At 69.0% G+C, this 25,709-nt stretch carries 25 protein-coding genes and 1 riboswitch; of the genes, 5 read left to right on the top strand and 20 right to left on the bottom strand.

The genetic code is table 11. The annotated features are described in order from the left end of the window. Positions 1-74: 74 nt before the first annotated feature. The 12 genes from GO615_RS06935 to cobM form a co-directional block, all read right to left on the bottom strand. Entirely contained in the window at positions 75-464 is a 390-nt protein-coding gene (locus GO615_RS06935; protein ID WP_169126334.1) for a (2Fe-2S) ferredoxin domain-containing protein, read from the bottom strand. Beyond that, positions 461-1,423: a precorrin-3B C(17)-methyltransferase gene (gene cobJ / locus GO615_RS06930; RefSeq protein ID WP_169126332.1), complete on the bottom strand. Its 963-nt coding sequence runs from the start codon at positions 1,421-1,423 to the stop codon at positions 461-463. Before cobJ ends, GO615_RS06935 begins: the two co-directional genes overlap by 4 nt. 158 nt (positions 1,424-1,581) lie before the next feature. Then, the gene (locus GO615_RS06925; RefSeq protein ID WP_169126330.1) at positions 1,582-2,373 is read right to left on the bottom strand and encodes a CbtA family protein; all 792 of its coding nucleotides are present in this window, start codon (positions 2,371-2,373) and stop codon (positions 1,582-1,584) included. A gap of 14 nt (positions 2,374-2,387) precedes the next feature. After that, complete coding sequence (locus GO615_RS06920; RefSeq protein ID WP_169126328.1) at positions 2,388-2,573, bottom strand: CbtB domain-containing protein; 186 nt, start codon at positions 2,571-2,573, stop codon at positions 2,388-2,390. Positions 2,574-2,616: 43 nt separating this feature from the next. Continuing rightward, on the bottom strand, positions 2,617-2,976 hold the full coding sequence (locus GO615_RS06915) for a cobalamin biosynthesis protein (protein WP_169126426.1): 360 nt from the start codon (positions 2,974-2,976) through the stop codon (positions 2,617-2,619). A gap of 53 nt (positions 2,977-3,029) precedes the next feature. Next, positions 3,030-3,803, bottom strand: coding sequence for a cobalamin biosynthesis central domain-containing protein (locus GO615_RS06910; protein WP_169126325.1), 774 nt, complete (start codon positions 3,801-3,803; stop codon positions 3,030-3,032). Continuing rightward, positions 3,800-4,624: a precorrin-2 C(20)-methyltransferase gene (gene cobI, locus GO615_RS06905; RefSeq protein ID WP_169126323.1), complete on the bottom strand. Its 825-nt coding sequence runs from the start codon at positions 4,622-4,624 to the stop codon at positions 3,800-3,802. The genes GO615_RS06910 and cobI overlap by 4 nt, the downstream gene beginning before the upstream one ends. 192 nt (positions 4,625-4,816) lie before the next feature. Next, positions 4,817-6,103, bottom strand: a complete 1,287-nt coding sequence (gene cbiE, locus GO615_RS06900) for a precorrin-6y C5,15-methyltransferase (decarboxylating) subunit CbiE (RefSeq protein ID WP_169126321.1) — start codon at positions 6,101-6,103, stop codon at positions 4,817-4,819. Then, positions 6,082-7,245, bottom strand: a complete 1,164-nt coding sequence (locus GO615_RS06895) for a cobalt-precorrin-5B (C(1))-methyltransferase (RefSeq protein ID WP_169126319.1) — start codon at positions 7,243-7,245, stop codon at positions 6,082-6,084. The genes cbiE and GO615_RS06895 overlap by 22 nt, the downstream gene beginning before the upstream one ends. A 13-nt stretch (positions 7,246-7,258) precedes the next feature. Continuing rightward, positions 7,259-7,945 carry a precorrin-8X methylmutase gene (locus tag GO615_RS06890; RefSeq protein WP_169126317.1) on the bottom strand — a complete coding sequence of 229 codons (687 nt, stop codon included), beginning with the start codon at positions 7,943-7,945 and terminating at the stop codon, positions 7,259-7,261. 3 nt (positions 7,946-7,948) lie between these two features. Beyond that, positions 7,949-8,938, bottom strand: coding sequence for a sirohydrochlorin chelatase (locus GO615_RS06885; protein ID WP_169126424.1), 990 nt, complete (start codon positions 8,936-8,938; stop codon positions 7,949-7,951). After that, complete coding sequence (gene cobM, locus GO615_RS06880) at positions 8,938-9,744, bottom strand: precorrin-4 C(11)-methyltransferase (protein WP_169126315.1); 807 nt, start codon at positions 9,742-9,744, stop codon at positions 8,938-8,940. Before cobM ends, GO615_RS06885 begins: the two co-directional genes overlap by 1 nt. 177 nt (positions 9,745-9,921) lie before the next feature. Then, a riboswitch (cobalamin riboswitch) is annotated at positions 9,922-10,143 on the bottom strand. 171 nt (positions 10,144-10,314) lie between these two features. Between cobM and rquA the strand changes: the two genes are divergently transcribed. Further along, positions 10,315-11,034 (top strand): rhodoquinone biosynthesis methyltransferase RquA, encoded by a 720-nt coding sequence (rquA, locus tag GO615_RS06875; protein ID WP_169126313.1) that lies wholly within the window; start codon positions 10,315-10,317, stop codon positions 11,032-11,034. 130 nt (positions 11,035-11,164) lie between these two features. Here rquA and GO615_RS06870 read toward each other — a convergent pair whose 3' ends face one another. After that, positions 11,165-12,727, bottom strand: coding sequence for a DEAD/DEAH box helicase (locus GO615_RS06870; RefSeq protein ID WP_211166986.1), 1,563 nt, complete (start codon positions 12,725-12,727; stop codon positions 11,165-11,167). A gap of 326 nt (positions 12,728-13,053) precedes the next feature. On the opposite strand from GO615_RS06870, the gene GO615_RS06865 reads away from it, so the two are divergent. After that, positions 13,054-14,187 carry a M48 family metallopeptidase gene (locus GO615_RS06865; RefSeq protein WP_246262183.1) on the top strand — a complete coding sequence of 378 codons (1,134 nt, stop codon included), beginning with the start codon at positions 13,054-13,056 and terminating at the stop codon, positions 14,185-14,187. A gap of 44 nt (positions 14,188-14,231) precedes the next feature. On the opposite strand, the gene GO615_RS06860 is transcribed toward GO615_RS06865, so the two are convergent. The 4 genes from GO615_RS06860 to cbiB all read right to left on the bottom strand — a co-directional run bounded on the left by GO615_RS06860 (position 14,232) and on the right by cbiB (position 18,400). Then, positions 14,232-15,155: a cobalamin-binding protein gene (locus GO615_RS06860; RefSeq protein ID WP_169126311.1), complete on the bottom strand. Its 924-nt coding sequence runs from the start codon at positions 15,153-15,155 to the stop codon at positions 14,232-14,234. A 7-nt stretch (positions 15,156-15,162) separates the two neighbouring features. After that, entirely contained in the window at positions 15,163-16,131 is a 969-nt protein-coding gene (gene mnmL, locus GO615_RS06855; RefSeq protein ID WP_169126309.1) for a tRNA modification radical SAM protein MnmL/YtqA, read from the bottom strand. Position 16,132: 1 nt separating this feature from the next. Then, complete coding sequence (gene cobD / locus GO615_RS06850) at positions 16,133-17,116, bottom strand: threonine-phosphate decarboxylase CobD (protein WP_169126307.1); 984 nt, start codon at positions 17,114-17,116, stop codon at positions 16,133-16,135. A 357-nt stretch (positions 17,117-17,473) separates the two neighbouring features. Beyond that, positions 17,474-18,400 (bottom strand): adenosylcobinamide-phosphate synthase CbiB, encoded by a 927-nt coding sequence (gene cbiB / locus GO615_RS06845; RefSeq protein ID WP_169126418.1) that lies wholly within the window; start codon positions 18,398-18,400, stop codon positions 17,474-17,476. 265 nt (positions 18,401-18,665) lie between these two features. Between cbiB and GO615_RS06840 the strand changes: the two genes are divergently transcribed. Then, complete coding sequence (locus GO615_RS06840; protein ID WP_169126305.1) at positions 18,666-20,132, top strand: cobyric acid synthase; 1,467 nt, start codon at positions 18,666-18,668, stop codon at positions 20,130-20,132. Between the two features lie 51 nt (positions 20,133-20,183). Here the strand turns inward: GO615_RS06840 and GO615_RS06835 are convergent, their stop codons facing one another. Beyond that, positions 20,184-20,966 (bottom strand): enoyl-CoA hydratase/isomerase family protein, encoded by a 783-nt coding sequence (locus GO615_RS06835; protein WP_169126303.1) that lies wholly within the window; start codon positions 20,964-20,966, stop codon positions 20,184-20,186. 203 nt (positions 20,967-21,169) lie between these two features. Here GO615_RS06835 and GO615_RS06830 point away from each other — a divergent pair, with 203 nt between their 5' ends. Further along, complete coding sequence (locus GO615_RS06830) at positions 21,170-21,490, top strand: DUF485 domain-containing protein (protein WP_369333963.1); 321 nt, start codon at positions 21,170-21,172, stop codon at positions 21,488-21,490. Continuing rightward, positions 21,490-23,166, top strand: a complete 1,677-nt coding sequence (locus GO615_RS06825; RefSeq protein WP_169126301.1) for a cation acetate symporter — start codon at positions 21,490-21,492, stop codon at positions 23,164-23,166. The genes GO615_RS06830 and GO615_RS06825 overlap by 1 nt, the downstream gene beginning before the upstream one ends. A 97-nt stretch (positions 23,167-23,263) precedes the next feature. Here the strand turns inward: GO615_RS06825 and GO615_RS06820 are convergent, their stop codons facing one another. Together GO615_RS06820 and GO615_RS06815 are read right to left on the bottom strand one after the other, a co-directional pair. Beyond that, on the bottom strand, positions 23,264-24,724 hold the full coding sequence (locus GO615_RS06820; protein ID WP_169126299.1) for a LytR C-terminal domain-containing protein: 1,461 nt from the start codon (positions 24,722-24,724) through the stop codon (positions 23,264-23,266). 30 nt (positions 24,725-24,754) lie between these two features. After that, on the bottom strand, positions 24,755-25,699 hold the full coding sequence (locus tag GO615_RS06815) for a type II secretion system F family protein (protein ID WP_169126297.1): 945 nt from the start codon (positions 25,697-25,699) through the stop codon (positions 24,755-24,757). Positions 25,700-25,709: the final 10 nt, after the last annotated feature.

The raw sequence follows: 25,709 nt of genomic DNA, 5'->3' as shown, positions 1-25,709 counted from the left end.
TACTGAAGCGTATGGAAAACGTACGGATGCGTATGGGAGATTCGATTGGCTCCGCCTATCGACGGAGCCGGCGCTCAGCAGGGGCTGGAGGGGCCGCGGTGGAACACCAGTTCCTCGACCGCTTGCCCGCCAACGAGGTGCTGCTCGACGATGCGCTGCATGTTCTCCCGAATGGCATTGTAGTACCACACGCCGTCGGGTTGTACGCACACGATGGGGCCGCCCTTGCAGGCGGCGAAGCAGGACACGCGGGTACGCTTGACGCGTAGCTCGCCGTGGTCGAGACCGGCCGCCTTGAAGGTCTCGCCGAGGCTGTCGAAGAGCGCCCGGGATTCACCGTTGGCCGTGCAGCGCGGACCGGTGCACACCAGCAGGTGGCGCCGATAGCTGCCGAGTTTCGGCTTCGCGGGCGGGGCCGGTGGGGCGTCCGCCCGGGCTGCGGGCGAATCCGGCGCTGCGCTCATGCGAGCGCCTCGTCCGCGTCCGCGGCTTCGTCGTCGCTGGTGTCGGCGAGCGCCGCGGCGATGTAGTCCGCCGGCAGGCGGTGGCGGCAGGCGAGCTCCTCGACCGTTTCGCCGCTCGTGCGGAGCGCTTCGAGCCAGCCGTCGAGGCCGGTCGACAACGAGCGCCCCGCCTTCTCGCCGTCGCGTGCAGCGCCCGATTCGACGTCGTATTTGTTTGCATAGCCGCGCGGCGTGACCATCAGTCCGTCGCGGATGAAGGTGTTGGAGTTGCCGATCAGGACCGTGCTCAGCATGCCGATCTCGCACTCGGTCATCTTGTCGAGGGTGGTGAACTCGATGCGCTGCTTGGGCCGGTAGGCGGACTTCACGATTGCGACCGGCGTGTCGGGGCGACGGTGCGCGAGGAAGAGGCGCTGCGCCTCGACGATCTGGCGCGAACGCCGCCCGCTCTTGGGGTTGTACAGCGCGACGACGAAATCGGCGGCGGCGGCGGCATGCAGGCGGCGCGCGATCACCGGCCAGGGCGTCAGCAGGTCGGACAGCGAGATCGCGCAGAAATCATGCGTCAGCGGCGCGCCGACGAGGGCCGCGCAGGTGTTGAGCGCCGAGGCGCCGGGGACGATCTCCACTTCGATATCCGAGTCTGGGGTCCAGCCGGCCTGGAACAACACCTCGAAGGTCGGGCCGGCCATGCCGTACACGCCCGCATCTCCCGACGAGATCAGCGCGACCTTCTTGCCTTGCCGGGCGCGGTCGAGCGCCTCGATCGCGCGGTCGAGCTCCTCGGTCATCGACTTCTTGACGACCTCCTTGCCTTCGACGAGGTCGGCGACGAGGCGGATGTAGGTGACGTAGCCGATGACGGTGTCGGCCTCGGCGATCGCGGCGCGCGCGCGGCCGCTCATGTGCTCGACGCTGCCGGGGCCGAGCCCGACGAGCATGATTTTTCCGGTGGTCATGGGTTCTCTCTATGTTGAGGACGCGGGCGTCCGGTGTTCAGTTACGCGCGTCGAAGGCACGGAGCGTAGGGCGGGAGGTGCGCAGCGTATCCCGCCATTCCGGCGGTCGGGACCTTGCCCACGGCCGATGGCGGGATACGCCTTCGGCTTCTCCCGCCCTACAAGCCAGAAGCCGCCTCGGCGAGCGCGGGCCGCACCCACCGCCCAACGGCCCACCCCGACAGGCAGCCGAGCGCGAGCCACTGCACCGCGGTGGCGATCGTCGTCGCGAGCGTGAAGGGACCGGCGAGCGCTTCCATTTGTCGCGCGATCCCAATGTCGTAGGCGGCGAACGGCCCCCCGGCGAGGTGCGGTGCACCGACGGCGAAGGGCAGCACGAGCACGGCGAGGCCCGCGAGGCGCAGCGGGCCGCGGATGAAGGCGAGCAGGGCGAGCCCGGCCGCCCCGCTTGCAGCGGCAAGCAGCCACCACACCTGGCGATCGCCGAGCGGCGCGGCGACGCTGCCGGGAAGCTCGGGCGGCAGGCCCAGCGTCGGCAGGCCGAACACGCAGATCCAGCCGGCGGCGCCCCACGCGAGGCCGGTGCCGGCGGACGCGAGCGGACGGCCGCGCAGGTGTTCCCAGGTCGTGATCGCAGCGACCAGTACCAGGCCGAAGCCGATTGCGGTCAGGATGTTCGCCACCGCAGTCCAGACATGCCGTTCCGTGCCCTCGTCCGGCGCCCATGTCTCGGCGTCGTGCGCGTGTGCATCGCCGCCGGCATGGTCGTGATCGTGATCATGTGCGGAGGTGGCGAGCGCCGCGGCCGGATCGGCCGATTCCACCGAAGCTTCGAACACCTCGGCGGCAGCGATGAGCGGGATGGCCTGCCAGTGCTGCACGGCACTCACGAGCAGGCCGGCGAGAGCACCGACCAGCAGCGCGCACAGGACGATACGACGGAACAGCATGCCGGACTCCGCGTTCAGTGGCAGGGGAAGACGTTGACGTGGCGGGCGTCGTGCGCGGCGTTGTGGGCCGCGGCAATCGGGCTGAAGCCCACGCCATAGACGATCACGGCGCCGAGCAGCGCGGCGGTGACGACGGGCATCGCGATCGCCAGCAGGGCGCTCCTGGGACGGGCGATGTGCAGGGTGGCTTGCTGTTGCATGGTGGTTCTCCTTCTTCGATGGGTGTGGGACAGCGTTTGAAAGTCAGCTCGATGCCGGCATGCGGGCGACCGATACCGTGGCGTTGCGGCCGTCGGGGCCGCGCAGCTTGTGTTTCTCGACGATCAGGTGCGTGAGGTCGGTGCCGGCGGCGAGCAGCGCGGCGGCCTCCGACACGGACGGCGTGCCCGTATGGCGGCGTACGGTTTCCGACGGGTTCGGCACTTCGACTGCGGCAAGGGCGGCCGCCGGATGGAAGACGATGTCCCAGCCGTGGTGCGTGGCGAGTGCGAGCAAGCCGGCCTCGTCGGCCTTGAGGTCTATGCTTGCCACGGCGCGCACATCGGCGAGGCTGGCACTCGCCTGCGCGAGCGCCTCGTCGATCGCGCGTGCGATCGTGTCCATGAGCGTGCCGCGGTCGCAGCCGAGGCCGAGGGCGACAGGATTGCGTGAGGGGCTCACGCGGCCTCCTGCGGCGGGCGGTAGATCACGCGACGGCCGGCGAGGCGTTCGGCCCAGCCGGCGGGCAATTCGCGCCGGCTGATCCACAGTACCGCGCCGAATTGTTCCGGATCGACGTCCTCGAGGCGCTCGAAGCGCTTCAGGTTTGCCGGCAGCGGGCCGCTGCGGCCGTTGGCGTGGCGCACCCACCAGTCGTGGCTGCCCGCTTCCTGCACGAGCGCGACCGGCTCGTCGTTCACGACCGCGGCGCTCGCGCGCACGATCTCGTCGTGACTCGCATCGAAGCTCCAGCCCAGTTCGCGGCCGAGCAGATCGACGGCGAGCGTCTCGCGCGCATCCGACGCCGTGGTCAGCACCGGCTGCGCGCCTAGCGCCGCGGCCAGCACGCCCGCCAGCGCGTTCGCCCCGCCAAGGTGGCCGGAGAGCATCGGGATCGCGTAGCGGCCGCCTTCGTCGAGCACGACGATGCCGGGATCCTGTTCCTTGGCCTTGAGGTGCGGCGCGATCAGGCGCACGACGGCGCCGAGCGAGACGATCGCGACGATGCCGTCGAAGCCCGCGAAGAGCGCCGGGATCTGGTCGCCGGTCTTGCCCGTGTAGCAGGCCGCGGCGCCCGGCGCGGCGGCTTCGGCTTCGGCGCGGAACTTCTCGGGCGCGAAGAGGCGGGCGCCGGGGATCGCCGCGACGACCTTGCCGGCGAGCGCGATGCCGTGTTTCGTGATCGAGACGACCGCGACGCGTTCGTTGGGGAAGGGGAGGTGGACGCTCATGCGGCTTCCTTCGCCGTCGTCGCGACCGTTCCGATCTCGGTTGCGGCTGCGCGCTTGCGGCACCCGCGACGCAGTTCGCCGCGCGCGCGCTTGGGATTCTGCACCAGCAGCAGCGACAGGTAATTGACCTTCTCGCCGCGCAGACTCGCGACGTCCTTGACGACGCGCTCCTCGGGCGAGCCAACCTTCTCGACGAAGCAGCTCGTCGCGAGGAGATCGCGCGCTTCGAGCAGATCCAGCACCTCGTCGAGCAGCGGCTTCACCTTCATCAGCACCAGCGTGTCGAACTCGTCGAGCAGGTGGTCGATCACCGACACGCCGTAGGCGGCCGGGATCACCGCGACGGTCTCGTCTTCCTCGGCGAGCGCGAGGTCCGCGCAGGCCGCGGCGGCAGCGAAGGAGCTGACTCCGGGGATGGTTTCGACCTCGACTTCCGGGGCGAGCTCGCGCACCGCGCGCGCGAGGTGGCGGAAAGTCGAGTAGGTCGAGGCGTCGCCCTCGACCAGGAAGGCGACGTCGCGCCCTTCGGCGAGGAGCTCGGCCGTGCGGGCGGCGGCGCGTGCCCAGGCCTTCGCGAGCGCGACAGCGTCCCGCGTCATCGGGAACACCAGTTCGACGGCGTCGCCCGGCACTTCGAGGCCGCCACGCACGACGATGTCGAGCGCGTAGGAACGTTCCTCGGCCTTCTTCACGGGGTAGGTCCAGCGTGCGTCCGACTGCAGCGCGGTCCACCCGCGGCGCGTGATCAGGTCGGGATCACCGGGTCCGAGGGAGACGCCGATCAGGCGGCCGTAGCGGGGCGGGGGGAGGGCGTCATTCATTTTGTCGTCGTTGTCGGTGCGTTCTTGCGCTGGTCGTCCCTGTGGGTGCTGGCTACGTGGGAGACGGTCATGGGGGAGGCGGTCATGTGGGAGCGGCTTCAGCCGCGAATCGGCGGTATCGCGTGCGCAGTGGCTTATTCGCGGCTGAAGCCGCTCCCACGGGCTGTACTCGGTTCTCCCGAGCCGGGCGCTTCATGAAGTTTTCCTTTGCGCGCTCACGATCCACACCGGGTTCTGCGCGGCCAGCCGGTGCATGTCGAGGATCGGCTGGCTGCGCGCGGCCGACAGCATCGTCACTTCCCATGCGGCGCCTGCGCCGGCGAGCGCGGCGGTCGCGGTCGCGAGGTTCTCGATCGTGACGAAGTTCATCACCAGCCGCCCGGCGGGCTTCAGGCGCTCAAGGCACAGCGCGATCAGCTGCGCGAGCTCTCCGCCCGAGCCGCCGATGAAGACCGCATCCGGATCCGGCCACGCGTCGAGCCCGTCCGGCGCCTTGCCCTCGACCAGCGTGTAGTTCGTCGCCTGCAGGCGGCGGGCGTTCTCGCGCGCGTTGGCGGCGTCGGCGCCGTTCTTCTCGATCGCCCAGACGTGGCCCAGGCGGGCGACGCGCGAGGCCTCCAGTCCGACCGAGCCCGATCCGGCGCCGATGTCCCACACCAGGCTGTCGCTGCGCAATCCGAGCTTCGCGAGCGACACGGCGCGCGCTTCGAGCTTGGTGATCAGCCCTTTTTCCGGCTGGCGCTGCACGAAATCCGCATCCTCGAAGCCGCACACTGCACGAGTTGCGGGCGGTTTAACGCGGTCGATGACAACGATGTTCGGGTCGGGGAAGCGGCACTCCGCAGCCGCGGCGAGCGTCAGGTCGGCGAAGATTTCCTCGTCCGGAAGGCACAGCCGTGCCGCGACCGAAATGCGCAAATCGTCGCCATAGCCCGCGGCGAGGAGCGCCCGCGCGACGCGGTCCGGACTGTTCGCGGGGCTCGTGAAGCTAACGACGCGCGCGTGTTCGGCGACCGCACGCACGATGGGATACAGCCCATGCCCGGGCGTCGCGCCAACGGCCCATTCGCCCGCATCCGCACCGTGGCAGGAGCGGATCGCGGCGTCTTGCCAAGTCTTGTTGAGCCGCGCGCAGGCGAGCGCGATCGTCGACGGTGCCGGTAGCACCTCGATCTTTCCCGCCCCGAGCTTGTCGACGAGGAAACGTGCGATCCCGTGGCACAGCGGGTCGCCGGTCGCGAGCACGGTCACCGGCAGTCGGTCGGCGAGCGCAGCGCGCACCCATTCGGGTGTCTTGCCCAGCGCGCCGTCCATGTCGCGCAGCTCGATGTCACCGCCCAGATGTGGCGCGACGAGATCCAGCGTGCGGCGCGCGCCGATCACGATGCGGCTCGCGCCGAGGCGCGCACGGCCGGCGGCCGAGAGCCCCTCCCAGCCGTCGTCGAGGATGCCCAGGATCAGGCAGCGCAGGTCAGACATTCGGATTCCTCCACGGTGACAATGGGCACGCCTTCGAAATTGCACGCGAGCACGGTGAGGCGGTGCGGGCCGGGATAGCGGTCGCGCAGGGAGCGGATCGCGCGCAGCGCGAGCGCGCGGTGGAAGGGCACGGTGAGGCCCAGTTCGGCGAGGCTTTCGGCGGCGAAGCGCGCGGTCTCGGCGGCGCGGATCTGCTCGACGACCTCGGGCGGTGCGCCGACTTCGGTTGCGGCGTCGGCGATCAGCTGGCGGTCGATCTCCTCGCGCCACGCGTGTGTCACCGACAGGCCCTGCGCGATCTTCGTGAGCTTGCCGACCATCGCGCCGACGATGACGCGCTGCATCCCGTGCTTCACCGCGGTCGAGAACGCCGCCTTGACGAAGTCGCCCATCTGCACGAAGCAGGCCTCGTCGAGTTCGGGGAACTCGCGCATCGCGCACTTCTCGGTGCGCCCGCCGGTCGTGAACACCACCGTCGTCTGGCCCTGGTTGGCGGCGACGTCGACCGCCTGGATCACGCTCGCGCGGAAGGCCGCGGTCGAGTACGGGCGCACGATGCCGGTCGTGCCGAGGATGGAGATGCCACCGAGGATGCCCAGGCGCGCGTTGAGCGTCTTCTTCGCCATCTCCTCGCCGCCCGGCACCGAGATCGTCACCTCCAGACTGTCGCCCGCGGCGAGGATCGCAGCGCCGGCGCGCGCGACGTTCTCGCAGATGTTCCGACGCGGCACCGGGTTGATCGCCGGGCCGCCGATCTCCAACCCGAGGCCGGGCTTCGTGACGACGCCGACGCCGGGACCGCCTTTCAGGATCACCTCGCCGCCGCCGTCCGGGATGCGACGCACGTCGGCGGTCAGATGCGCCTTGTCGGTCGCGTCCGGGTCGTCGCCCGCGTCCTTGATGCTCACGGCGTGGGCGCAGTCGCCGTCGACGCGCCCGTCGGTGACGCGAAAGAAGATATGCATCGTGTTCGGCAGCACGCACTCGATCTCGGCCGGAACCTCGCCGTGCACGAGGCCGAGTGTGGCCGCGGTCGCCGCGGCGGCCGAGTTCGCACCGGTCGTAAAGCCCGTGCGATTGCCGCGCTCGCGCTTCGCGTCGCCCTTGCGCACCTTCTCCGGCAAGGCGTGGCCCGCTGCCATGGTTCGTCCCTGCTTACGCCGCCGGCGCCTGCTGTTCGCGCTGGCGCGCCTCGGCCAGCCCGAGCAACGCATGAATCGCCGCGACGACCAGCGTCGAGCCGCCCTTGCGGCCGCGGATCACGATCCAGGGCACCTCATCGACTTCCGCCATCAGGTCCTTCGACTCGGCCGCCGACACGAAGCCGACCGGCATGCCGATCACCAGCCCCGGTCGCGCGCCTTCCTCGCGGATCAGGCGCACGACCTCGATCAGCGCCGTCGGCGCGTTGCCGATGCCGACGATCGCGCCGTCGAGGAGGCCCAGGCGGTGCGCCTTGCGCATCGCCTGCACGGCGCGCGTGGTTTCCTCGGCCTTCGCCTGGGCTATCACGTCCGCGTCCGAGATGAACTGGTGCGTGCTCATGCCGAAGTGCGTGAGGCGCGAGGCCGACAGGCCGACGCAGATCATCTCGACGTCGGCGACGATGCGCGTGCCACCGGCGAGGATCGCCGCCAGCCCCGCCGCCACCGCTTCGGCGTGGAAATCGGTCAGGCCGTTGAATTCGAAGTCCGCGTTCGCATGGATCATGCGGCGCACGACCGGCCATTGTTCCGGCCGATAGTCGTGGCGGCCGACTTCCGCGTCGATGATCGCGAAGGAGTCGTGCTCGATCGCGCGTCCGGCGGCCGTGAGCTGTTCGGTGACGACGTTGCTGTTCATGGTTCAGGCGTGGGCGTGGTGGGCGCAGCCGGCGTGCGGCCGATTGTTGGTCGATGAGTGGTGCGAACAGGCGTGACCGTGATCGTGGCCGCCGTGCGCATGACCGTGATCGTGGTGGTGGTGAGGGTGGTCGTGCCCGTCGTGCGCGTGGTGACCCGCCGTGTGGCTATGGTCGTGCAGGTGTTCGTCCTCGGCCGCGAGGCGGTACTTGCAGCCGTCGCATTCGAGCAGCGCGGTTTCACCGCTTTGTGCATCCGCGACGCGCGCCTCGACCAACTTGAAGACGCCCGGGTCGAAGCCGAAGTGCGTGCCGAGCGCGAAGGCGATCTGCGGATACTGTGCGCGTAGCCGTGCGAGCTGCGCGTCGATGCGCTCGATCAGCACGCCGGTGAAGAGATACACCGGCACCACCGCGATCTGCGTCATCCCCAGGCGTACCTGGCGTTGTACAGCCGTCTCCAGCCGCGGCCAGGTCACGCCGGTGAAGGCGAGATCGACCAACTCGTGGTCGGTATCCTCGAAGATCCAGCGCGCCATCTTCGCGAGCTCGCCGTTCGCGCCTGCGTCCGACGAGCCGCGGCCGAGCAGGATCACGCCGGTCGTGCAGGGGTCGGGCATGTGCAGTGCGCGCATCAGGCGGTCGAGCTGGCCCGTCAGCACGTCGAAGATCTCGCGCCCCATGCCGAGGTGGCGGGTGCAGTCGAAGGCCACGCCCGGATGGCGTTCGCGTGCCGCCTCGATCGCAGCCGGGATCTCCATCTTCACGTGGCCGGCCGCGTTGAGGATGAAGGGGATCACGATGACGCGCTTGGCCCCGTGGGCGGCGCGGTCGAGGCCCGCGTCGAGCAGCACGTCGGCGTACTCGATGAAGCAGGCCTCGATGCGCCACTCGGGCCGGCGCTCGCGCCACGCCTGGGCAAAGCGCTCGATCTCGTCGTTGCCCGCGCGATTGCGCGAACCGTGGCCTACCAGCAGGATCGTGGTGTCTTGCATCATGCGTTCTCCGTGACAGAGGCCCGGCGGAAGCGGTGACTGAAGGCCGGGTCGTAGAGTTTGGAACGGGCGATCTCGGGCCAGTCGCGCGCGCCCAGGGCGGGGCTGGCGATGATCATGGCCTGCGAGGCGATTCTTTCTGCCTGGCACTTCTTCTTGATGTCGGCGAGGGTGCCGCGCACGACCTTCTCCTCGCCCGGCCAGCTCGCCTTCTGCACGACGAGGATCGGCGCGTCCTCCGGCCAGCCGGCGCGGCGCAGCGCGTCCTGCACCTCATGCAGCAGCGTGATCGACAGGAAGATGCATAGCGTCGTGCGGTGCGCGGCGAGCGCGTCGAGCTCCTCGCCCGCCGGCATCGGCGTGCGGCCTGCGACGCGGGTGAGGATCACCGTCTGCGTGACTTCCGGCAGCGTCAGCGTCTCGCCGGCTGCCGCGGCGGAGGCCATCGCCGAGGACACCCCCGGCACCACCTTCCACGGCACCGCGGCCGCATCCAGCAGCCGTGTCATTTCGACCAGGGCGCCGTACAGCCCCGGATCCCCGGTCTGCAGGCGCACCACGGTCGCATGGCAGGAGGCCGCTTCGATCAGCCAGGCCGCCATTTCCTCCAGCGTCATGTCCTTCGAATCGCGGATCGCGCAGCCTTCCGGCGCGTGGAGCGTCGCCGCCTGGTCGACGAGCGAGCCCGCGAACAGGATGCCGCCCGCCTGTTCGAGCAGACGGCGGCCCTTCACGGTGATCAGGTCCGGGTCGCCCGGGCCGGCGCCGACGAACCACACGGTTCCCGGCAGGGTATCGGAATGCATGACGTCTCCCCGCGAGTGCATTGAACACGCACCGGGGATGGCAGCAATCGACGACGCCGACGAGCGGACGCGGTCGAGTGCAACTTGAGGCTGGGTCGATGAGGCGAAACGGACGGGCCTGAGCCCGCAACGGACGCGATCGGATTCCAGTCGGCAAGCCCACACCCCGGGGCACAAACCTTCCAAATCGATCGGGCCGGTCTTCTGGCTCGCCTTCCACCGGATTCCGCCGCCTTCCCGAGCGCGAGGCTCAGTGGCGTGTGGCGGATCCGTCAGGCTTACAGCAGCGGGGGCTGCGCCGGACTGGCCGGAGGATCTGATCCTCCGACGTCACCGGACTTCCCGTTTCACCCCGGCGCACGGTCGCACGCCGGGGAACCCGGATCGAATTCAGCGCGGAGCATAGGCGATATTCATCCCGCGATGCAAGTGTCGCTACGCCAGACGGGGCCGCTGCGACAACGGTTATCCTGCCGCCTGCCCATGCCGGGGAGTCCGCATCCCCGTGAATACGGCGAGGGTATGCACTCTGCGTTCCGCGCTTCAGCAGATCCGGTTATGCTGACGGGCATGACACAGATTTCTGCCGATCCCGCCATGATGCAGCCTGCGACTAACGCCTGTGCCGTGCCGTCCTATCTGTCGCGCACCTATCACTGGGCCTATCTGAGCCATCGCACCCTGCCCTGGCTGGACAGGGAGTGGGTCGTTTCCGCCATCCTGTGGGGCAACGCCCGACGCCTGATGCGCGCGGCGGTCGAGGAGTTCGCGCCGGGGCAGCGCCTGTTGCAGGCCGCGTGTGTCTATGGGCCGTTCTCGCGCCTGCTCGCCGAGCGGGTCGGCTGCACTGGCGCCCTCGAAGTCATCGACGTCGCGCCGATCCAGGTTGCGAATGCCCGCCGCAAGCTCGACGGACTCGTGCACGCCGAGGTGCGCCAGGGCGACCTGGCGCGGCCCGATTGCCTCGCGGCCGAGTCGCATGCAGCGGTGTGCTGCTTCTTCCTGCTGCATGAAGTTCCGCCGGTCGAACGTGCGTGCATCGTGCACAACCTCCTCGGGGCGGTCGAGCCGGGGGGCAAGATCGTGTTCGTCGATTACCACCGTACGCGGCCGTGGCATCCCCTGCGTCCCGTCATGGCGCAGGTTTTCCGCTGGCTCGAGCCTTTCGCCCCTTCGCTGCTCGATGCCGACATCACCGCACTTTCGCCGCGGGGTGAGGGGTTCGAATGGACAAAGACCACCTTGTTCGGTGGTCTCTATCAAAAAGTCGTCGGGGTGCGGCGCGGCTGAACCGCGCCGCCGACCCGGAACCGGATACCGTTCGGGCTGAGCCCTTCGACTTCGCTCAGGGCAGGCCTGTCGAAGCCTGGCCACCGCCCTTCGACAAGCTCAGGGCGAACGGACGTGTTTGGCGGATCGGTTAGCTGTCGCCGCGATTGCCCGGCTTGGCGCTGAAGAGCGCAGCCCGCGGCGCGGGGCTGCGCCCCGAGTCCGGACGTGCCGCTGCGCGCGGCGCATCGGCCGTGCGCGGCGCGCGGTTGGCACCTGCTTCCTGAGCGCGCGGTGCACCGCTCCGGTTCGCTTCGCCGTTGCGTGCAGTGCGATTGCCTTGCGCCTCGCCGCTGCGGGCCGGGCGATTCGCCGGCTTGCCACCGTTGGCCGCTGCGCCCTGCGTGCCCTGGCGTGAGGGCTGGCGGTTCGCCCCATGCGCCTGCGCCCGCGGCGCGGGACGTTCGGTCTGCGGCTGGCGCGGCGCGCGTCCGTCGTTGCGCCGTCCCGACGACTGGCGCGGATCGCGCGGCGGGCGGTCGTTGTCGCCCGGATCGGGCGCGTGGGTCACGAATTCCGGCACGGTGGCGCGCTCGATGGTGCGCTTGATCAGGCGCTCGATCGACGCAAGATAAGGCCGCTCCTCGCTGTCGACGAAGGAGATCGCCTTGCCCGTCGCGCCGGCGCGGCCGGTGCGGCCGATGCGGTGCACGTAGTCTTCCGGCACGTTCGGCAGTTCGAAATTCACCACCTGCGGCAGCTGGTCGATGTCCAGTCCGCGCGCCGCGATGTCGGTCGCGACCAGCACCGGCAGCGAGTTGTCCTTGAACTGCGACAGCGCGCGCGTGCGTGCCGCCTGGCTCTTGTTGCCGTGGATCGCCGCGGCCGGAATGCCGTGCTTGCCGAGGTATTCGGCCAGCCGGTTGGCGCCGTGCTTGGTGCGCGTGAACACCAGCACCTGGTGCCAGTCGTGCTCCTTCACCAGATGCACGAGCAGGTCGCGCTTCTGCTTCTGCGGCACGGAATACACGGACTGCTCGACCAGTTCGGTGGTCGTGTTGCGGCGCGCAACCTCGACGCAGCCTGGGTTGTTCAGCAGGCCGTTGGCGAGCGAGCGGATCTCGTCCGAGAAGGTCGCCGAGAACAGCAGGTTCTGGCGCTGCTTCGGCAGCAGCGCGAGCACCTTGCGGATGTCGCGGATGAAGCCCATGTCCAGCATGCGGTCGGCCTCGTCGAGGACGAGGATCTCCACCCCGGACAGGTCCACCGTCTTCTGCCCGGCATGGTCCAGCAGGCGTCCCGGGGTCGCGACGAGGATGTCGACGCGCTTCTTCAGCGCCGCGATCTGCGGATTGATGTTCACGCCGCCGAACATGACCATCGACGTGAGCGGCAGGTGCTTGCCGTAAGTCTGCACGGATTCCTCGACCTGCGCCGCGAGTTCGCGCGTCGGGGTCAGGATCAGGCAGCGCGGACGACCGGCTTTCGGGGCGCTGGCCGAGGTGGTGGACAGCCGGTGCAGCAGCGGCAGCGTGAAGCCCGCGGTCTTGCCGGTGCCGGTCTGGGCGGCGGCAAGCAGGTCGCCACCGGCCAGCACCAGCGGAATGGCCTGTGCCTGGATCGGCGTCGGTTGCGTGTAGCCGGATTCGGAAATGGCGCGCAAAAGGGGTTCGGCCAGTCCGAGACTGGCGAAGGAAACTTCGGAAGTGATCAAGAAGAATGCTCCAGCGACGGCCTGTCGCTGCGTTAGAGCGACACCAATCGAGGCGGGCGGGGTAGTGCGACCGTAGAAGGTGGTCGCAACGGGGGTGTATCGGAGGGCCTGCGACCGATTGGTCAAGGACACAGGTGTTGCGATTCTACACTTTTTTTCTGCGGCGCAACAATAGTCGTGCGCGGCGGTTTCCCACGTTTTGCGCTGCTTTTACATTGATTTGTATGCAAATTGTTGGTTCGTGTATCACTAAGGTGCAATGTTGCGCTTACTTCTTGTTAAGTATATTCCGCGTTTCGATCATGGTTTATCGGGGTGCCTCGTTCATGGCAGCAGTCCAAAACCGCCTCTCGCGCACTCGCGCGCGCCTCGCTCGCCGGCTCGGCCTGCGTGCCACGGCAGGCCTCTCGGCAATGGGGCTGCTCGCCTTCGCGCTAGGCGTCGCCGTGGTGCAATTGGTGGCCGAAACCTGGTCCGCCCTGGTTGCGGGGAACGTGTTGCTGGCGCTGGTTGCGGTCGTGAGCTTCCTGATCGCGACGGCCTTGTGCGTGCTCGTGTGCGGCTGGCTGTTCGCGCCGGTTGCCCGCCCCGACGGCGTGCGCCTGCCGCAGGAACTCGCGCAAGGGCTGTTCCGCCTCATCGAGCGCACCGGCAACCGTTTCGGCGGCATCCGCATCGACGCCGTGTGGGTCGTGGGAGACATGAACGCAGCGATTCTGCAGCGGCCACGCTGGGGCTGGGTCGGGCCGCTGGAAACCCACCTGATGATCGGCCTGCCGCTGGCGCACAGCGTCACCCGGCGCCAGTTCGGCGCGATCCTTGCGCACGAGTTCGCCCACCTTGCAGCGCAGCGCCGCGGGCTGGACGGCTGGTGGGGGCATCTGCGCGCGTGGTGGTTCCGTGCGCTCGACCGTTGCATCGAGGATGCGCCGCGCCTTGGCCGCGCGCTGGACAAGTGGACCGCGGGTGACCTGCGCGCGGCGATGCGCCTGTCGCGATTGGAGGAATTCGAGGCCGACGCCGGCGCGGCGCGCGTGGTCGGTGCCCAGCGGGTGGGCGAAGCGCTCGTCGAGGTTGCGCTGAAGGAGCGTTTCCTCAATGAGGACTACTGGCGCAAGATCATGGCGCAAAGCCGCTCCACGCCCCAGCCGCTGATCCGCCCCTTCCGCGAGATGGGCCTGGGTGTGCTTGCGGGGTTCCGCCGACCGCAGCCCGGCCCGGTGGACATCCTCGACATGTTCGGTGGCGCCGCGTCGGAGGCGGACTTCCACCCCACGCTGGCCGAGCGCCTGCGCGTGCTGCGCGTCGATCCCGAGGTCCCCGTGCACGGCGGCGAGTCGCTGGCCAACACCTATCTCGGCCCCATCCTGCCGACGCTGTCATGGGTGTTCGACCGCGCCTGGTGGCAGGACTCGCGGCGCGACTGGCGCCAGCGCTACGAGCGCGCCCGCCGCTCCTGAGCGCAGCCGGGGCGCTTGGTCACAATCCCTCCGTTCTCCCCGCGTCACCTGGTCCCGGCGGGGCGTTTGCCGCGCGCCATCTCGAGCTGGTCGCACAGCATCGCCGCTCCGTCGAGGATGCGCGGCGTGTGGCGCTGGATCAGCTCCGGCGGCACGAAATAGAGGTTGTCGCGCGCGGTTGCGGCGAGCTTCGGCCAGCGCTTCCAGCTGTCCAGCCATTCCGGCCGTGCCTCGCCCATGCCGCTCGCGACGATCACCTCGGGGTCGGCCGCCAGGACGCTTTCCACGCCAATCGTCGGCGCCAGCTGCGCCAGCTTCGCGAACACATTCTCGCCGCCGCACAGGCGGATCACGTCCGAGATCAGGTGCTCGTCGTTGATCGTCATCAGCGGCTTGTCCCAGATCTGGTAGAACATCCGCACGCGCGGACGTTGTCCGAAGCTCGTGGCGAGCGCCCCCTTGCGCGCCCGGAATGCGTCCGCCGCAGCGCGCCCCGCCGCGTCGGTGCCGGCGAGCCGGCCGATGGTTTCCAGGCTGCGCGCGACGTCGTCCAGGCTGCGCGGCTCGTTCAGGAAGACCGGGATGCCCAGCGCCGCGAGCTTGTCCATGTGCGCGTCGCGGTTGCCGCTCTTCCACGCGATCACGAGGTCGGGTTTGAGCGCGGCGACCGCCTCCATGTCGACATTGGTGTAGCCGCCCACGCGCGGCAGCGTGCGCGCCGCCTCGGGGTAATCGCTGTATGCCACCGCCCCGACGACGCGCTCGCCCGCGCCCGCCGCGAACAGCAGTTCGGTGACGTGAGGGGCGAGGCTCACGATGCGCTGGGCGGGGCGTGCGAGCTTCACCTCGCGGCCGGTGTCGTCGCGCATCGCGATCTCCGCCTGGGTGCCGGTTGCTGCTAAGGCGGTAGCGACGAGGAGCGTTGCGAGGGCCGCACTGCGGCGGGAAAGGGCTGGGCGGCGTGGCATCGGTGTCTCAGTTCGGGTGCAGCGCGGCGCGTTGCACCGGGGTGGGCCGGGAAGTATGTGCCAGCGGGCGGGCGGTGAGGCAGCCCTGCGCGCCGTGCGCGCCGTGCGCCGCGAGCCGGCGCGCGATCTCGTGGATGCCCTCGAATCGGCCGGCGCACCACGCGGGGGCGAGCAGCGTCGGGGCGTTGGCGGTCGCGGACACGCGGTGATAGACGACCTCCGCAGGCGTGCGCCGGATCATCTCCGCGGCGACGTCGGCGTAATGTGCGGCGTCCGGCGGTGCGACCTCGCCGCGGCGCCACGCGGCCGCGAGGCGGCTGCCCTTGACGATCATCAGCGGGTGCAGCTTCAGCCCCTCGACGCCCAGTTCCAGCACGCGCTCCAGCGTGTCGAGACTGCGCTCGGGCGCCTCGCCGGGCAGGCCGACGATCAGGTGCGTGCACACCGGGATCCCGCGTGCGTGCGCGCGCGCCGTCGCATCCGCATAGGCTGCGAAGCCGTGGCCGCGATTGACGCGGGCGAGGGTGTCGTCGAAGGCGCTCTGCAGGCCCAGTTCCAGCCACACCTCGTAGCCGCGCTCGCGGTAGCCGGCGAGCAGGTCGAGGGCCGCGTCGGGCACGCAGTCGGGGCGCGTGCCGACGCACAGGCCGACGATGTCCGCCCCGGTCAGCGCCTCCTCGTACAGCCGCTGCAGCGTCGCGACCTCCGCATAGGTGCTGGTGTAGGCCTGGAAGTACGCGAGGTAGCGCCGCGCGCGGTCGGCGCGGACTCGCCTGGCTTCGAGCTGCTGCGCGATCGGCGCCTCGGCCTCGTCGCTGAAGGAGCGCACGTTGCAGAAGGTGCAGCCGCCGCGCCCGAGCGTGCCGTCCCGGTTGGGGCAGGTGAAGTTCGCGTGCAGCGGCAGCTTGTGCACGCGTTCGCCGAAGCGCGCGCGCAGGTGCCGGCCTATCGTGTTGACGTAATGGTCGAGCTGCACGTCAGGCGGGGCCGTGCAGGTTGTCGAGCGCCGCGGCGAGACGGCTCCAGCCGGCCTCGTCCGGCGGCAGGCCGAAACGCAGGCTCGCCGGCTCGTCGAAGCGGCGCACAAGGATGCCGGCGCGCGCGAGGCGGTCCTGCACCGCCTGGGCGTCCGGGCGCCGCACCCACTGGAAGAGCGCCGGCCCGGCGGGCTCGCCGAGGCCGCTGTGCCGCAGCAGCGTGGCGAGACGCGCGGCTTCGCCCTGCAGGCGCTCGCGCATCGCGTCCTGCCACGCCCGGTCGGCCAGTGCCGCGCGCGCGACGTGGCGGGCGGGGCCGCTCAGCGTCCACGGCCCGAGGAGGTCTGCCAGGCGTTCGCGCAATGCCGCCGGTGCGAGCACGAAGCCTACGCGTGCACCGGCGAGCCCGAAGAACTTGCCCAGCGAGCGCAGCACCACGAGCCTGTCGCGTCCGGCGGCGACTGCCAGGCTCTCGGCGGGCTCGGTGTCGATGAACGCCTCGTCCACCACCAGCCAGCCGCCGCGCGCAGCCAGTCGCGCGTGCCAGCCGAGGAGGCGCTCGCGCGGGAAGCGAGCGCCCGACGGGTTGTTGGGATGCACGAGGAGCAGCACGTCGGTGTCGTCGATCGCCGCGTCGATTTCCTCCGCAGCGAGCGCGCGCAGCGTGCGACCGCGCCAGGCGTGCGGATGCTCGGCATAGGTCGGCGCGAGCACCGTCACCCGTTCGCCGGGAATCAGGGCCGGCAGCGCCTGGATGGCGGGCTGCGAGCCTGCCACCGGCAGCAGCTGGTCGGTGCCGTAGTAGGCTGCGGCGGCGGCCTCGAGCCCGTCGCCGTCCTCGGGCAGGCGGTGCCACGCGGTCGCCGGAACGGGCGGGACCGGCCAGGCATGCGGATTGATGCCCGTCGACAGGTCCAGCCAGTCGGCGAGCGGGATGCCGTAGTGCTGCGCCGCACGGCGCAGGCGTCCGCCGTGCTCAAGCATTCCGGCCCCTCAATGCGATTGCGGGAACGGCTTCAGCTGCGCATCGGCCGGAGATCGAAGGCATTGTCCGGGCGCTCGTCCAAGCGTTCGCACTGAGCTTGTCGAACGGCTCGGCCCGCAATGCATCGGGCTGAGGGGGCAGAACGATCGCATGAATCCGCTTGTCGTTGGCTTGCTTACGGAATTGTTCTTGAAAGCACGGACTCGTAGGGCGGGAGGAGCCGAAGGCGTATCCCGCCGTGCGGCCCCTGAATTGCCTCCGCCCCCTGAACCGGCGGGATACGCTGCGCTCCTCCCGCCCTACACGGGTTCGTGCGATTGCCCTGGGGAAAGGAGGCAAGGCTCCCGCGAGGCGCGTCATGCTGTGCCCGCCCATGCCGTGAGGAGCGCTCCCGCGGCGAACACCCCCAGCCACAACCACATGCCGTGCCGCATCAGTTGCACCGCCGCGCGCACGCTGGCGGCGTCGGGCGTGCGGCCGCAGCCGAGCGGCGGGCGGACCTCCTCGCGGCCGTGGTAGATCGCCGCGCCGCCGAGCTGCACGCCCAGCGCACCCGCGCCCGCGGCCATCACCGGCCCGGCGTTGGGGCTGTCCCACGCTGGCGCCTGCGCGCGCCAGCACGCCAGCGCGTCGCGGCTGCGGCCGAGCAGCGCGTAGGTCAGCGCGGTGAGCCGCGCCGGCAACCAGTTCAGCACATCGTCGAGGCGCGCCGCCGCCCAGCCGAAACGGATGAAGCGTTCCGTGCGGTAGCCCCACATCGCGTCCAGCGTGTTGGCGAGGCGAAACACCAGCGCGCCGGCGCCGCCCGCGACGCAGAACCAGAACAGCGCGCCGAACACCGCATCGTTGCCGTTCTCCAGCACCGACTCGGTGCCTGCCTTGGCGACGTCGGCTTCGTCCAGCGCACGCGTGTCGCGGCTGACGATCCAGCCCACGCGCTCGCGCGCCATGTCGAGGTCCCCGGCCGCGAGCGGTGCGGCGATGGCCTCCGCATGCTGCGCGAGGCTGCGCGCGCCGAGCGCGAAATAGAGCAGGCCGATGTCGACGACCCAGTGCGCGGCGGGATGGCTTACGCGCAGCCACAGCGCGAGTGCGAGCCACGGTCCGATCGCCAGCAGCCACGCAAGCAGTCCGCCCGCGCGGGTCGGCAGCTGCGGGCGCAGGCGCGCTTCCAGCCAACCGGCCCAGCGGCCGAAACCGACCAGCGGATGCCAGCGGCGCGGCTCGCCGAGCAGGTGGTCGAGCGCGATGCCGGCGAGGAGTTTGACGAACAGGGAAATCATCGGCGCGAAGCAATCAAGGCGGAAATTCAGTACAACCGTCTGCTCTGAGTCCTTCGACTGGCTCAGGACAGGCTTGTCGAAGAGCACGGGCAGGGCTTCGACAGGCTCAGCCCGAACGGTATTTTCACTTCCGGGTTAGCAAGTCGGCAATCAACAACAACCGTTCGCTCTGAGCCTGTCGAAGGGCTCCGCCCGAACGGTGTTTAGTTGCGGCGTTAGTAATCGGCGATAATCCGCCGCTTTGAACGAGCCGGGATTCTACGCCATGCCGCAAGCAATCACCCTGATGGTGCAGGGAACGACCTCCGATGCGGGCAAGAGCACGCTGGTCGCGGGCATCGCGCGGGTGCTGGCGCGTCGCGGCGTGCGCGTGGCGCCGTTCAAGCCGCAGAACATGGCGCTCAACTCGGCGGTGACGGCGGACGGCGGCGAAATCGGCCGCGCGCAGGCGCTGCAGGCGCTCGCCGCCGGCGTGGCACCGCATACCGACTTCAATCCCGTGCTGCTCAAGCCCTCCACCGACATCGGCGCGCAGGTCGTCATCCATGGCAAGGTCGCCGCCAACCTGTCGGCGCGCGACTACCACGCCTACAAGCCGACCGCGATGAAGGCCGTGATGCAGTCCTGGGACCGCCTCACGAGCGCCTACGATTGCGTGCTGGTCGAAGGCGCGGGGAGCCCGGCGGAGATCAACCTGCGCGATCGTGACATCGCCAACATGGGCTTCGCCGAAGCCGCCGACGTGCCGGTGATCCTCGTCGCCGACATCGACCGCGGCGGCGTGTTCGCCCATCTCGTGGGCACCCTCGAGCTGCTGTCGCCATCGGAGCAGGCGCGCGTGAAAGGCTTCGTCATCAACCGCTTCCGCGGTGACATCGGCCTGCTGCAGTCCGGCCTGGATTGGCTGGAGGAACGCACCGGCCGGCCGGTGCTGGGCGTGCTGCCCTACCTGCACGGCCTCTTCCTCGACGCCGAGGACGCGCTCGGCGAAGCTCGTGTCGACAAGCGCGAAGCGCGCCTGCGCGTCGTCGCGCCGGTCTATCCGCGCATCTCCAACCACACCGACCTCGACGCGCTGCGCCTGCATCCGCAGGTCGATTTCCGCTGGGTCGGCCCGGGCCAGGCCATACCGCCCGCCGACCTGATCGTGCTGCCCGGATCCAAGAGCGTGCAGGCCGACCTCGCCTGGCTGCGTGCGCAGGGCTGGGAGCCCGCGATCAAGCGGCACCTGCGCTACGGCGGCAAGGTGATCGGCATCTGCGGCGGCTTCCAGATGCTCGGTGGTGCGCTGGCCGACCCGCTGGGGCTCGAAGGAAGCGCGAACACTGCCGCGGGGCTGGGCCTGCTCGACATGGAAACGGTGCTGGAAGCCGAAAAACAGCTCGAAAACCGCAGCGGGAGTCTGTGCCTGCCGGGCGGAGCGGCGGTCGCCGGCTACGAGATCCACATGGGCGTGAGCCGCGGCGCGGCGCTCGAGCGCCCAGCGCTACGCTTCGCCGATGGGCGCCCCGATGGTGCGCTATCGGCCGACGGGCAGATCCTCGGAACCTATCTCCATGGCCTCCTCGACACGCCCGAAGCCTTGTCTTCCCTGCTTGCGTGGGCCGGGGCGGGGGAGGTCGAGACGGTCGATCTTGCGGCGCGGCGCGAAGCGGATCTCGATCGCCTGGCGGACAGCGTGGCGGCGAATCTGGATCTTTCGGCGGTGCTGCCGGCAGCGTGGGGTGCGTGATCGCATGCCGGCGACCGGATGTTGTTGTGGGAGCGGCCTGGAGGGGGCCGGTCAGCGCCCGTTGAACACCGGTTTGCGCTTCGCGAAGAAGGCTTCGAGGCCCTCCTTGTAGTCGTCGGTCGCGAGGAAGTCGAAGGCTGCGCGCTTTTCTTCGTCGCTCAAGGCGCCGCCGCGCATCAGCCGGTGCACCCACTGCTTGTGCCAGCGCGCAACCAGCGGCGCGCCGGCGACGATGCGCGCGGCGCTCGCGCGGGCCTCGTCGAGCACCTTCTCGTCGTCGGTCACGCGCGTCAGCAAGCCCTTCTGCAGCGCCTCGCGCGCGTCGAGGATGCGCCCCTCGAGCAGGATCTCCAGCAGCACCGCCGGGCCGACCAGATCCAGCAGGCCCGCCATCTCGCCCGGATACATCGAGAAGCCCAGGCGGTTGATCGGCGCGCCGAAACGTGCCGACTCGCCCGCGATGCGTAGGTCGCAACAGCCGGCGATCTCCAGGCCGCCGCCGACGCAGGCCCCCTGAATCGCGGCAACCGTGGGAATTGCGCACGCGCGGATCGCATCCAGCGCCGCCGCGACCAGCGTGTCGTGGTAGTGCAGCGCGTCGTCTACGGTCGCGCGCACGGTCAGGAATTCCTCGATGTCGCCGCCCGCCGCGAAGGCCTTGTCGCCTGCGCCGCGCAGGATCACGCAGCGCAGCGCGGGCGTTGCAGCGATGCGCTCGAAGGCTTCACGCAGCGCGACCCACATCGCGGAATCGATCGCGTTGAGCTTGTCGGGGTTGGAGAGGGTCAGCGTGGCGATGTCGCCATCGGTGGAAAAGAAGATCTCGCCGCTCATGTCCGGGGTCCCTCGCTCGTTTCGGGAATGGTAGAAAAATTCAATTTATCAAGGAATTAAAAAAACTCCATACGTAGTGGTATGGAGTCTTGTAGATGATATATCATCCGCCCGTCGGCACCGGTGCGACAGACATCGGGTCGGCTGAAGGAGGAATGTGGAGGAGCAGCGTGACATCGTTGCTTTTCTTGGAGGGAGAGGGAATGTCGGTTTCAATGTATGCGCACATCAGGCGCAATCCGCGTTTTGCGGAACTCGTCGCGAAGCGGACCCGCTTTGCCACGATCCTGTCGATCGTCGTGCTGGCGATCTTCTACGGCTTCGTGATGCTCGTCGCGTTCGCGCCCGGGCTCATCGCGCAGCGGCTGTCGGAAGGCAGCAACCTGACCTTCGGCGTCGCCGTCGGCCTGTTCCAGTTCGTGTTCTTCTGGGTGCTGACCCTGGTCTATGTGCGTCGCGCCAACGGCGAGTTCGACGACATCAACAATGAAATCGTGCGCGCTGCGCTGAAGGAGGAAAAATAATGAAAGCCTCCGTTATTTCGCGCCTGGCCGCCGGCCTGTTCTCGCTGTCCGTGGCCGCTTCGGCCGTTGCCGGCGATGCCATCGCCCAGACGGAAAAGCAGGGCCTCAACCTGCACGCAATCCTGATGTTCTTCGTCTTCGTGATGCTGACGCTGGGCATCACCTACTGGGCCGCCTCGCGTACCAAGTCGACGTCGGACTTCTACACCGCCGGCGGCGGCATCACCGGCTGGCAGAACGGCCTGGCGATCGCTGGTGACTACATGTCCGCGGCGACCCTCCTCGGTCTCACCGCCATGATGTACACGCAAGGCGTGGACGCATACATCTACATGATCGCCTTCTTCGTCGGCTGGCCCATCATCCTGTTCCTGATGGCCGAACGCCTGCGCAACCTCGGCAAGTTCACGTTCGCCGACATCACCGCCTACCGCCTCGACCAGGGCAAGGTGCGCACGATGGCCGCCGTCAGCTCGCTGACCGTCGTGTGCTTCTACCTCGTCGCCCAGATGGTCGGCGCCGGCCAGCTCATCAAGCTGCTGTTCGGCCTCGACTACAACATCGCGCTGTTCGTGGTCGGCGCCCTGATGATGGTGTACGTCACCTTCGGCGGCATGGTCGCGACGACCTGGGTGCAGATCATCAAGGCCTGCATGCTGTTGATCGGTGGCACCTCCGTGATGCTGCTGGCGTTCAGCCAGTTCGGCTTCAGCTTCGACGAGCTGACCACCCGCGCGATGGAAGTGCACAAGCTGGGCGGCAAGCTGCTCGCCCCGGGCAGCCTGCTCGCCGATCCGGTCACCGCGATCTCGCTCGGCCTGGGCCTGATGTTCGGCACCGCCGGCCTGCCGCACATCCTGATGCGCTTCTTCACCGTCACCGACGCCAAGGAAGCGCGCAAGTCGGTGCTCTACGCCTCGGGTATCGTCGCGTACTTCTTCAACGTCATCGCCATCATGGGCCTGTGCGCGATCCTGATCGTCGGCACCAACCCCGAGTTCTTCGAGGGCGGCCAGCTGGGCGGCAAGGTCATCGGCGGCGGCAACATGATCGCCATGCACCTCGCCAAGGCGGTCGGCGGCAACCTGCTGCTGGGCTTCCTGTCGGCCGTGGCCTTCGCGACCATCCTCGCGGTCGTCGCCGGTCTCGCACTGGCGGGCGCCTCGGCGATCTCGCACGACATCTACGCCCGCGTCATCATGAAGGGCAAGGCGTCGGAAACCACCGAGCTGAAGGTGTCGAAGTTCGCCACCATCGGTCTGGGCATCGTCGCGATCCTGCTCGGCATGGCCTTCGAGAAGATGAACATCGCGTTCATGGTTGCGCTGGCCTTCGGCGTGGCGGCCTCGGCCAACTTCCCGGTGCTGATCCTGTCGATGTACTGGAAGGGCCTGACCACCCGTGGCGCGCTGTGGGGCGGCTACTGCGGCCTCGCCAGCGCCGTGACCTTCGTCGTGCTGTCGAAGTCGGTGTGGGTCGACGTGCTGCACAATGCGGCCGCGATCTTCCCCTACACGCAGCCGGCCCTGTTTTCGATGCCGATCGCCTTCATCCTCGCGATCGTGGTGTCGAAGATGGACTCCAGCGTTGCCGCACAAAAGGAAATCGAAGCCTTCGACGACCAGTACGTGCGTGCGCAGACGGGCGTGGGCGCAGCGACCGCTGCGTCGCACTAAGCGTCAGCAGGAAGTCCGCGACACGTCATGTGTCGCGGTACAAAAAAAGCCCCCGCGAGGCTCGCGCCCGCGGGGGCTTGTTCTTTGGGGCTCGGTGTTATCTCGGTGCGCGCGGTGCAGCGGCAAGTTTCGGCGCTGGTGTGCGGGCCACTCGTGTGCACAGACCCAGCACGGCGCACGCATCGCTGGTCGTCAGATCACGCCCGAGCACCAGGCGCACGTCGACCCTAAGGCCGCCGGCCGCGGCGGGGAGGAGTTCGGGCTGGAACGGCAGCAACGCGGCGAACGCTTCCGCCGATGCGCGATAGCCATCCCGATACTGGATCACCGAACTGACCTGGTTGTACGGCGTTTGATTCGTCAGCCGGGGACGGGCGAAGCCCTGCTGGCCGAGGAGTCCGGCAAGTCGCCGGGCAAGACCTTCGCCGCCATGACCGTTCGAGATCTCGTAGCGTGCCGTGGGGGAGGGCGCTGCGATTGCGACGGGTGAAGCCTTGACCGCTTCGGCCATCCGGGCGGGCGCCGGAAGCGGGGCCGGCGCGGCCGCAGCAGCGATGATGGCAGCAGCCTCCGCGACTGCGGTATCGCGAGGAGAGGGGCCATTGCGCAGCTCGAACACGTTATCCGCGACCTTCACGAGTGTCGCCTGCGGCGTCGTACTGACAGCCACGGCGGGAGCCGCCTTGCTGACCGCCGTGGGCGACACGGGCGCAAAACCGAGCGTGGCCGTCCTGGCTTCGATACTGCTGGCCACCGGTGCGGCAGGTGCGGCGGCTCCAGGGGCGGAAGACGGTTCCGACCCCAGTGCCGCGATCGGGGTGGCGTACGGGGATGGATCGGTAGTCACGGGGCCGATGTCGACGGTCGGAAGCTGCGGTGCCATAGGCTGGGGCGCGGGCGCCACGACGAGGGCCGGCGCTGCGGCGGTCGTCGAAAGCACGTGTGTCGTGGAAGCCGCGGGGGTGGGCAATGCCGGCGGCGAGGCCGGAGCCGCCTTCGCGGGCGTCGCCGTCGCAACGGACCAATTGCCCCGCGCACGCGCCTCCGCGAATTCCGCCCGGTCGTCCGCGCCTTGGCGGCGATATGCCGTCGCCAGATTGCTCCACGCGCGACGATTGTTGCCGTCCAGTTCCACCGCACGCCGCAGCGAATTCGCCGCCGCCTCGTCACGACCAGCGAGCAGCAGGGCGTAGCCGAGGTTGTTGTGCAGATGGCTGGTCGTCGGGGCCAGGCTCACGGCGCGCTCCAGTGCCTGCAGGCCTTCGTCGGTGCGGCCGAGCTGCATCTGCAGCGCACCGAGTGCGTTCCATGCCGCAACGTGGGTTGGATCGGCTGCGAGCGCCTTGCGGTAGGCGTCGACCGCCTGGGTGTTGGCGCCCTGCCCCTCTTTGACCCGTCCGAGCGCGTAGTAACCCGCGGCGGCGTTGGTGCCGCCGTGGCGCACGGTTTGGACCGGGGCGATCTTCCATGCGTCTTTTGGCATGTCCGGCGTGGCGCTGCAGGCGCCGAGGACGATGGCCGCAAGCACGGGCTTCAGGGTGAGTGCGTACCTGTTCATTGCCCTTCTCCAAAAGCGTGTCGGTCGCGGTCAGTTGCCGCCAGCCATGGTCGGTAGCAGGATGCGGTAGATCTGGATCATCGCCGGCCCGAGCAGCACGAGCATCAACGAGGGGAAGATGCAGAAGATCAGCGGGAACAGCAGCTTCAACGCGATCTTCGCGGCGGCTTCTTCGGCCCGCTGACGGCGACGAGTGCGCAGCATGTCCGAATGCACCCGCAGCGACGCGGCGATGCTGGTGCCGAAGCGTTCGGCCTGGATGATCATTGCGACGAAACCCTCGACCTCTTCGACGCCGGTGCGCATCGCGAGATTGCGCAAGGCGCGCGCGCGTTCGAGGCCGGCGCGTAGTTCCAGTGTGACGAGGTGTAGTTCTTCCGCCAATGCTTCGCTCTTGTGTTGCATTTCGTCGGCGACGCGCACGAGAGCCGCTTCAACGCCGAGGCCCGCCTCTACGCAGACCGTCATCAGGTCAAGTGCATCAGGGAAGGTCTCGAAGATTTCGCGCTGGCGCAAGAAGATAAGGCGATTCAGCACGATGTTCGGCAGGTAGTAGCCTATCGCCGCCGCGAAAAGCACGGTGAGGAGCATCCCCTGAAACTGGAGTTCCGGCGTCGAGATCAGGACCGCGAAATACGCGACCAGCGGCAAGCCGAGAGCGAGCACGGTCTTGATGCCGAAGAACGCGAGGGGTGCGGAGGGGTTGCGGATGCCCGCGTGCAGGAAGCGCGCTCGCAGCGTCGAGGCTTCGCCCCCGTCCTCGGGCGTCGACAGCTTGGCGAACGGGCCGGTGAGCTTCACGGTGCGCTCGATCCACGCGTCGACGGCTGGCGCAGTGACCGTCTTGCCGCCTCCGCCGAGTGCATCCAGACGCTCGGCGGTCGCCGAGCGCGTGAATAGGTTCATCACGAAAAAAGCGCCGGCCGTGACTGCAACGAACAGCAGTCCGAGAAACGCGATCTGCGTATATTCCATGTCTGCGTTC

This window comes from Aromatoleum evansii (assembly GCF_012910805.1).
Lineage (GTDB): Bacteria > Pseudomonadota > Gammaproteobacteria > Burkholderiales > Rhodocyclaceae > Aromatoleum > Aromatoleum evansii.
The sequence above is the reverse complement of the archived record's forward strand: the minus strand, read 5'-3'. Positions and strand labels throughout refer to the sequence as shown.

What these genes read in the sequence shown, in the direction of transcription:
- GO615_RS06825 (WP_169126301.1), top strand. Translation starts at nt 21,490, where the DNA reads ATGAAAGCCTCCGTTATTTCGCGCCTGGCCGCCGGCCTGTTCTCGCTG.
- GO615_RS06815 (WP_169126297.1), bottom strand. Translation starts at nt 25,699, where the DNA reads ATGGAATATACGCAGATCGCGTTTCTCGGACTGCTGTTCGTTGCAGTC.
- cbiB (WP_169126418.1), bottom strand. Translation starts at nt 18,400, where the DNA reads ATGATTTCCCTGTTCGTCAAACTCCTCGCCGGCATCGCGCTCGACCAC.
- GO615_RS06915 (WP_169126426.1), bottom strand. Translation starts at nt 2,976, where the DNA reads ATGGACACGATCGCACGCGCGATCGACGAGGCGCTCGCGCAGGCGAGT.
- GO615_RS06860 (WP_169126311.1), bottom strand. Translation starts at nt 15,155, where the DNA reads ATGCCACGCCGCCCAGCCCTTTCCCGCCGCAGTGCGGCCCTCGCAACG.
- GO615_RS06830 (WP_369333963.1), top strand. Translation starts at nt 21,170, where the DNA reads ATGTCGGTTTCAATGTATGCGCACATCAGGCGCAATCCGCGTTTTGCG.
- rquA (WP_169126313.1), top strand. Translation starts at nt 10,315, where the DNA reads ATGACACAGATTTCTGCCGATCCCGCCATGATGCAGCCTGCGACTAAC.
- GO615_RS06910 (WP_169126325.1), bottom strand. Translation starts at nt 3,803, where the DNA reads ATGAGCGTCCACCTCCCCTTCCCCAACGAACGCGTCGCGGTCGTCTCG.
- cobJ (WP_169126332.1), bottom strand. Translation starts at nt 1,423, where the DNA reads ATGACCACCGGAAAAATCATGCTCGTCGGGCTCGGCCCCGGCAGCGTC.
- cbiE (WP_169126321.1), bottom strand. Translation starts at nt 6,103, where the DNA reads ATGTCTGACCTGCGCTGCCTGATCCTGGGCATCCTCGACGACGGCTGG.
- GO615_RS06865 (WP_246262183.1), top strand. Translation starts at nt 13,054, where the DNA reads ATGGCAGCAGTCCAAAACCGCCTCTCGCGCACTCGCGCGCGCCTCGCT.
- GO615_RS06820 (WP_169126299.1), bottom strand. Translation starts at nt 24,724, where the DNA reads ATGAACAGGTACGCACTCACCCTGAAGCCCGTGCTTGCGGCCATCGTC.
- GO615_RS06835 (WP_169126303.1), bottom strand. Translation starts at nt 20,966, where the DNA reads ATGAGCGGCGAGATCTTCTTTTCCACCGATGGCGACATCGCCACGCTG.
- cobI (WP_169126323.1), bottom strand. Translation starts at nt 4,624, where the DNA reads ATGAATGACGCCCTCCCCCCGCCCCGCTACGGCCGCCTGATCGGCGTC.
- GO615_RS06890 (WP_169126317.1), bottom strand. Translation starts at nt 7,945, where the DNA reads ATGAACAGCAACGTCGTCACCGAACAGCTCACGGCCGCCGGACGCGCG.
- cobM (WP_169126315.1), bottom strand. Translation starts at nt 9,744, where the DNA reads ATGCATTCCGATACCCTGCCGGGAACCGTGTGGTTCGTCGGCGCCGGC.
- GO615_RS06925 (WP_169126330.1), bottom strand. Translation starts at nt 2,373, where the DNA reads ATGCTGTTCCGTCGTATCGTCCTGTGCGCGCTGCTGGTCGGTGCTCTC.
- GO615_RS06895 (WP_169126319.1), bottom strand. Translation starts at nt 7,245, where the DNA reads ATGGCAGCGGGCCACGCCTTGCCGGAGAAGGTGCGCAAGGGCGACGCG.
- GO615_RS06840 (WP_169126305.1), top strand. Translation starts at nt 18,666, where the DNA reads ATGCCGCAAGCAATCACCCTGATGGTGCAGGGAACGACCTCCGATGCG.
- GO615_RS06935 (WP_169126334.1), bottom strand. Translation starts at nt 464, where the DNA reads ATGAGCGCAGCGCCGGATTCGCCCGCAGCCCGGGCGGACGCCCCACCG.
- GO615_RS06920 (WP_169126328.1), bottom strand. Translation starts at nt 2,573, where the DNA reads ATGCAACAGCAAGCCACCCTGCACATCGCCCGTCCCAGGAGCGCCCTG.
- GO615_RS06885 (WP_169126424.1), bottom strand. Translation starts at nt 8,938, where the DNA reads ATGCAAGACACCACGATCCTGCTGGTAGGCCACGGTTCGCGCAATCGC.
- cobD (WP_169126307.1), bottom strand. Translation starts at nt 17,116, where the DNA reads ATGCTTGAGCACGGCGGACGCCTGCGCCGTGCGGCGCAGCACTACGGC.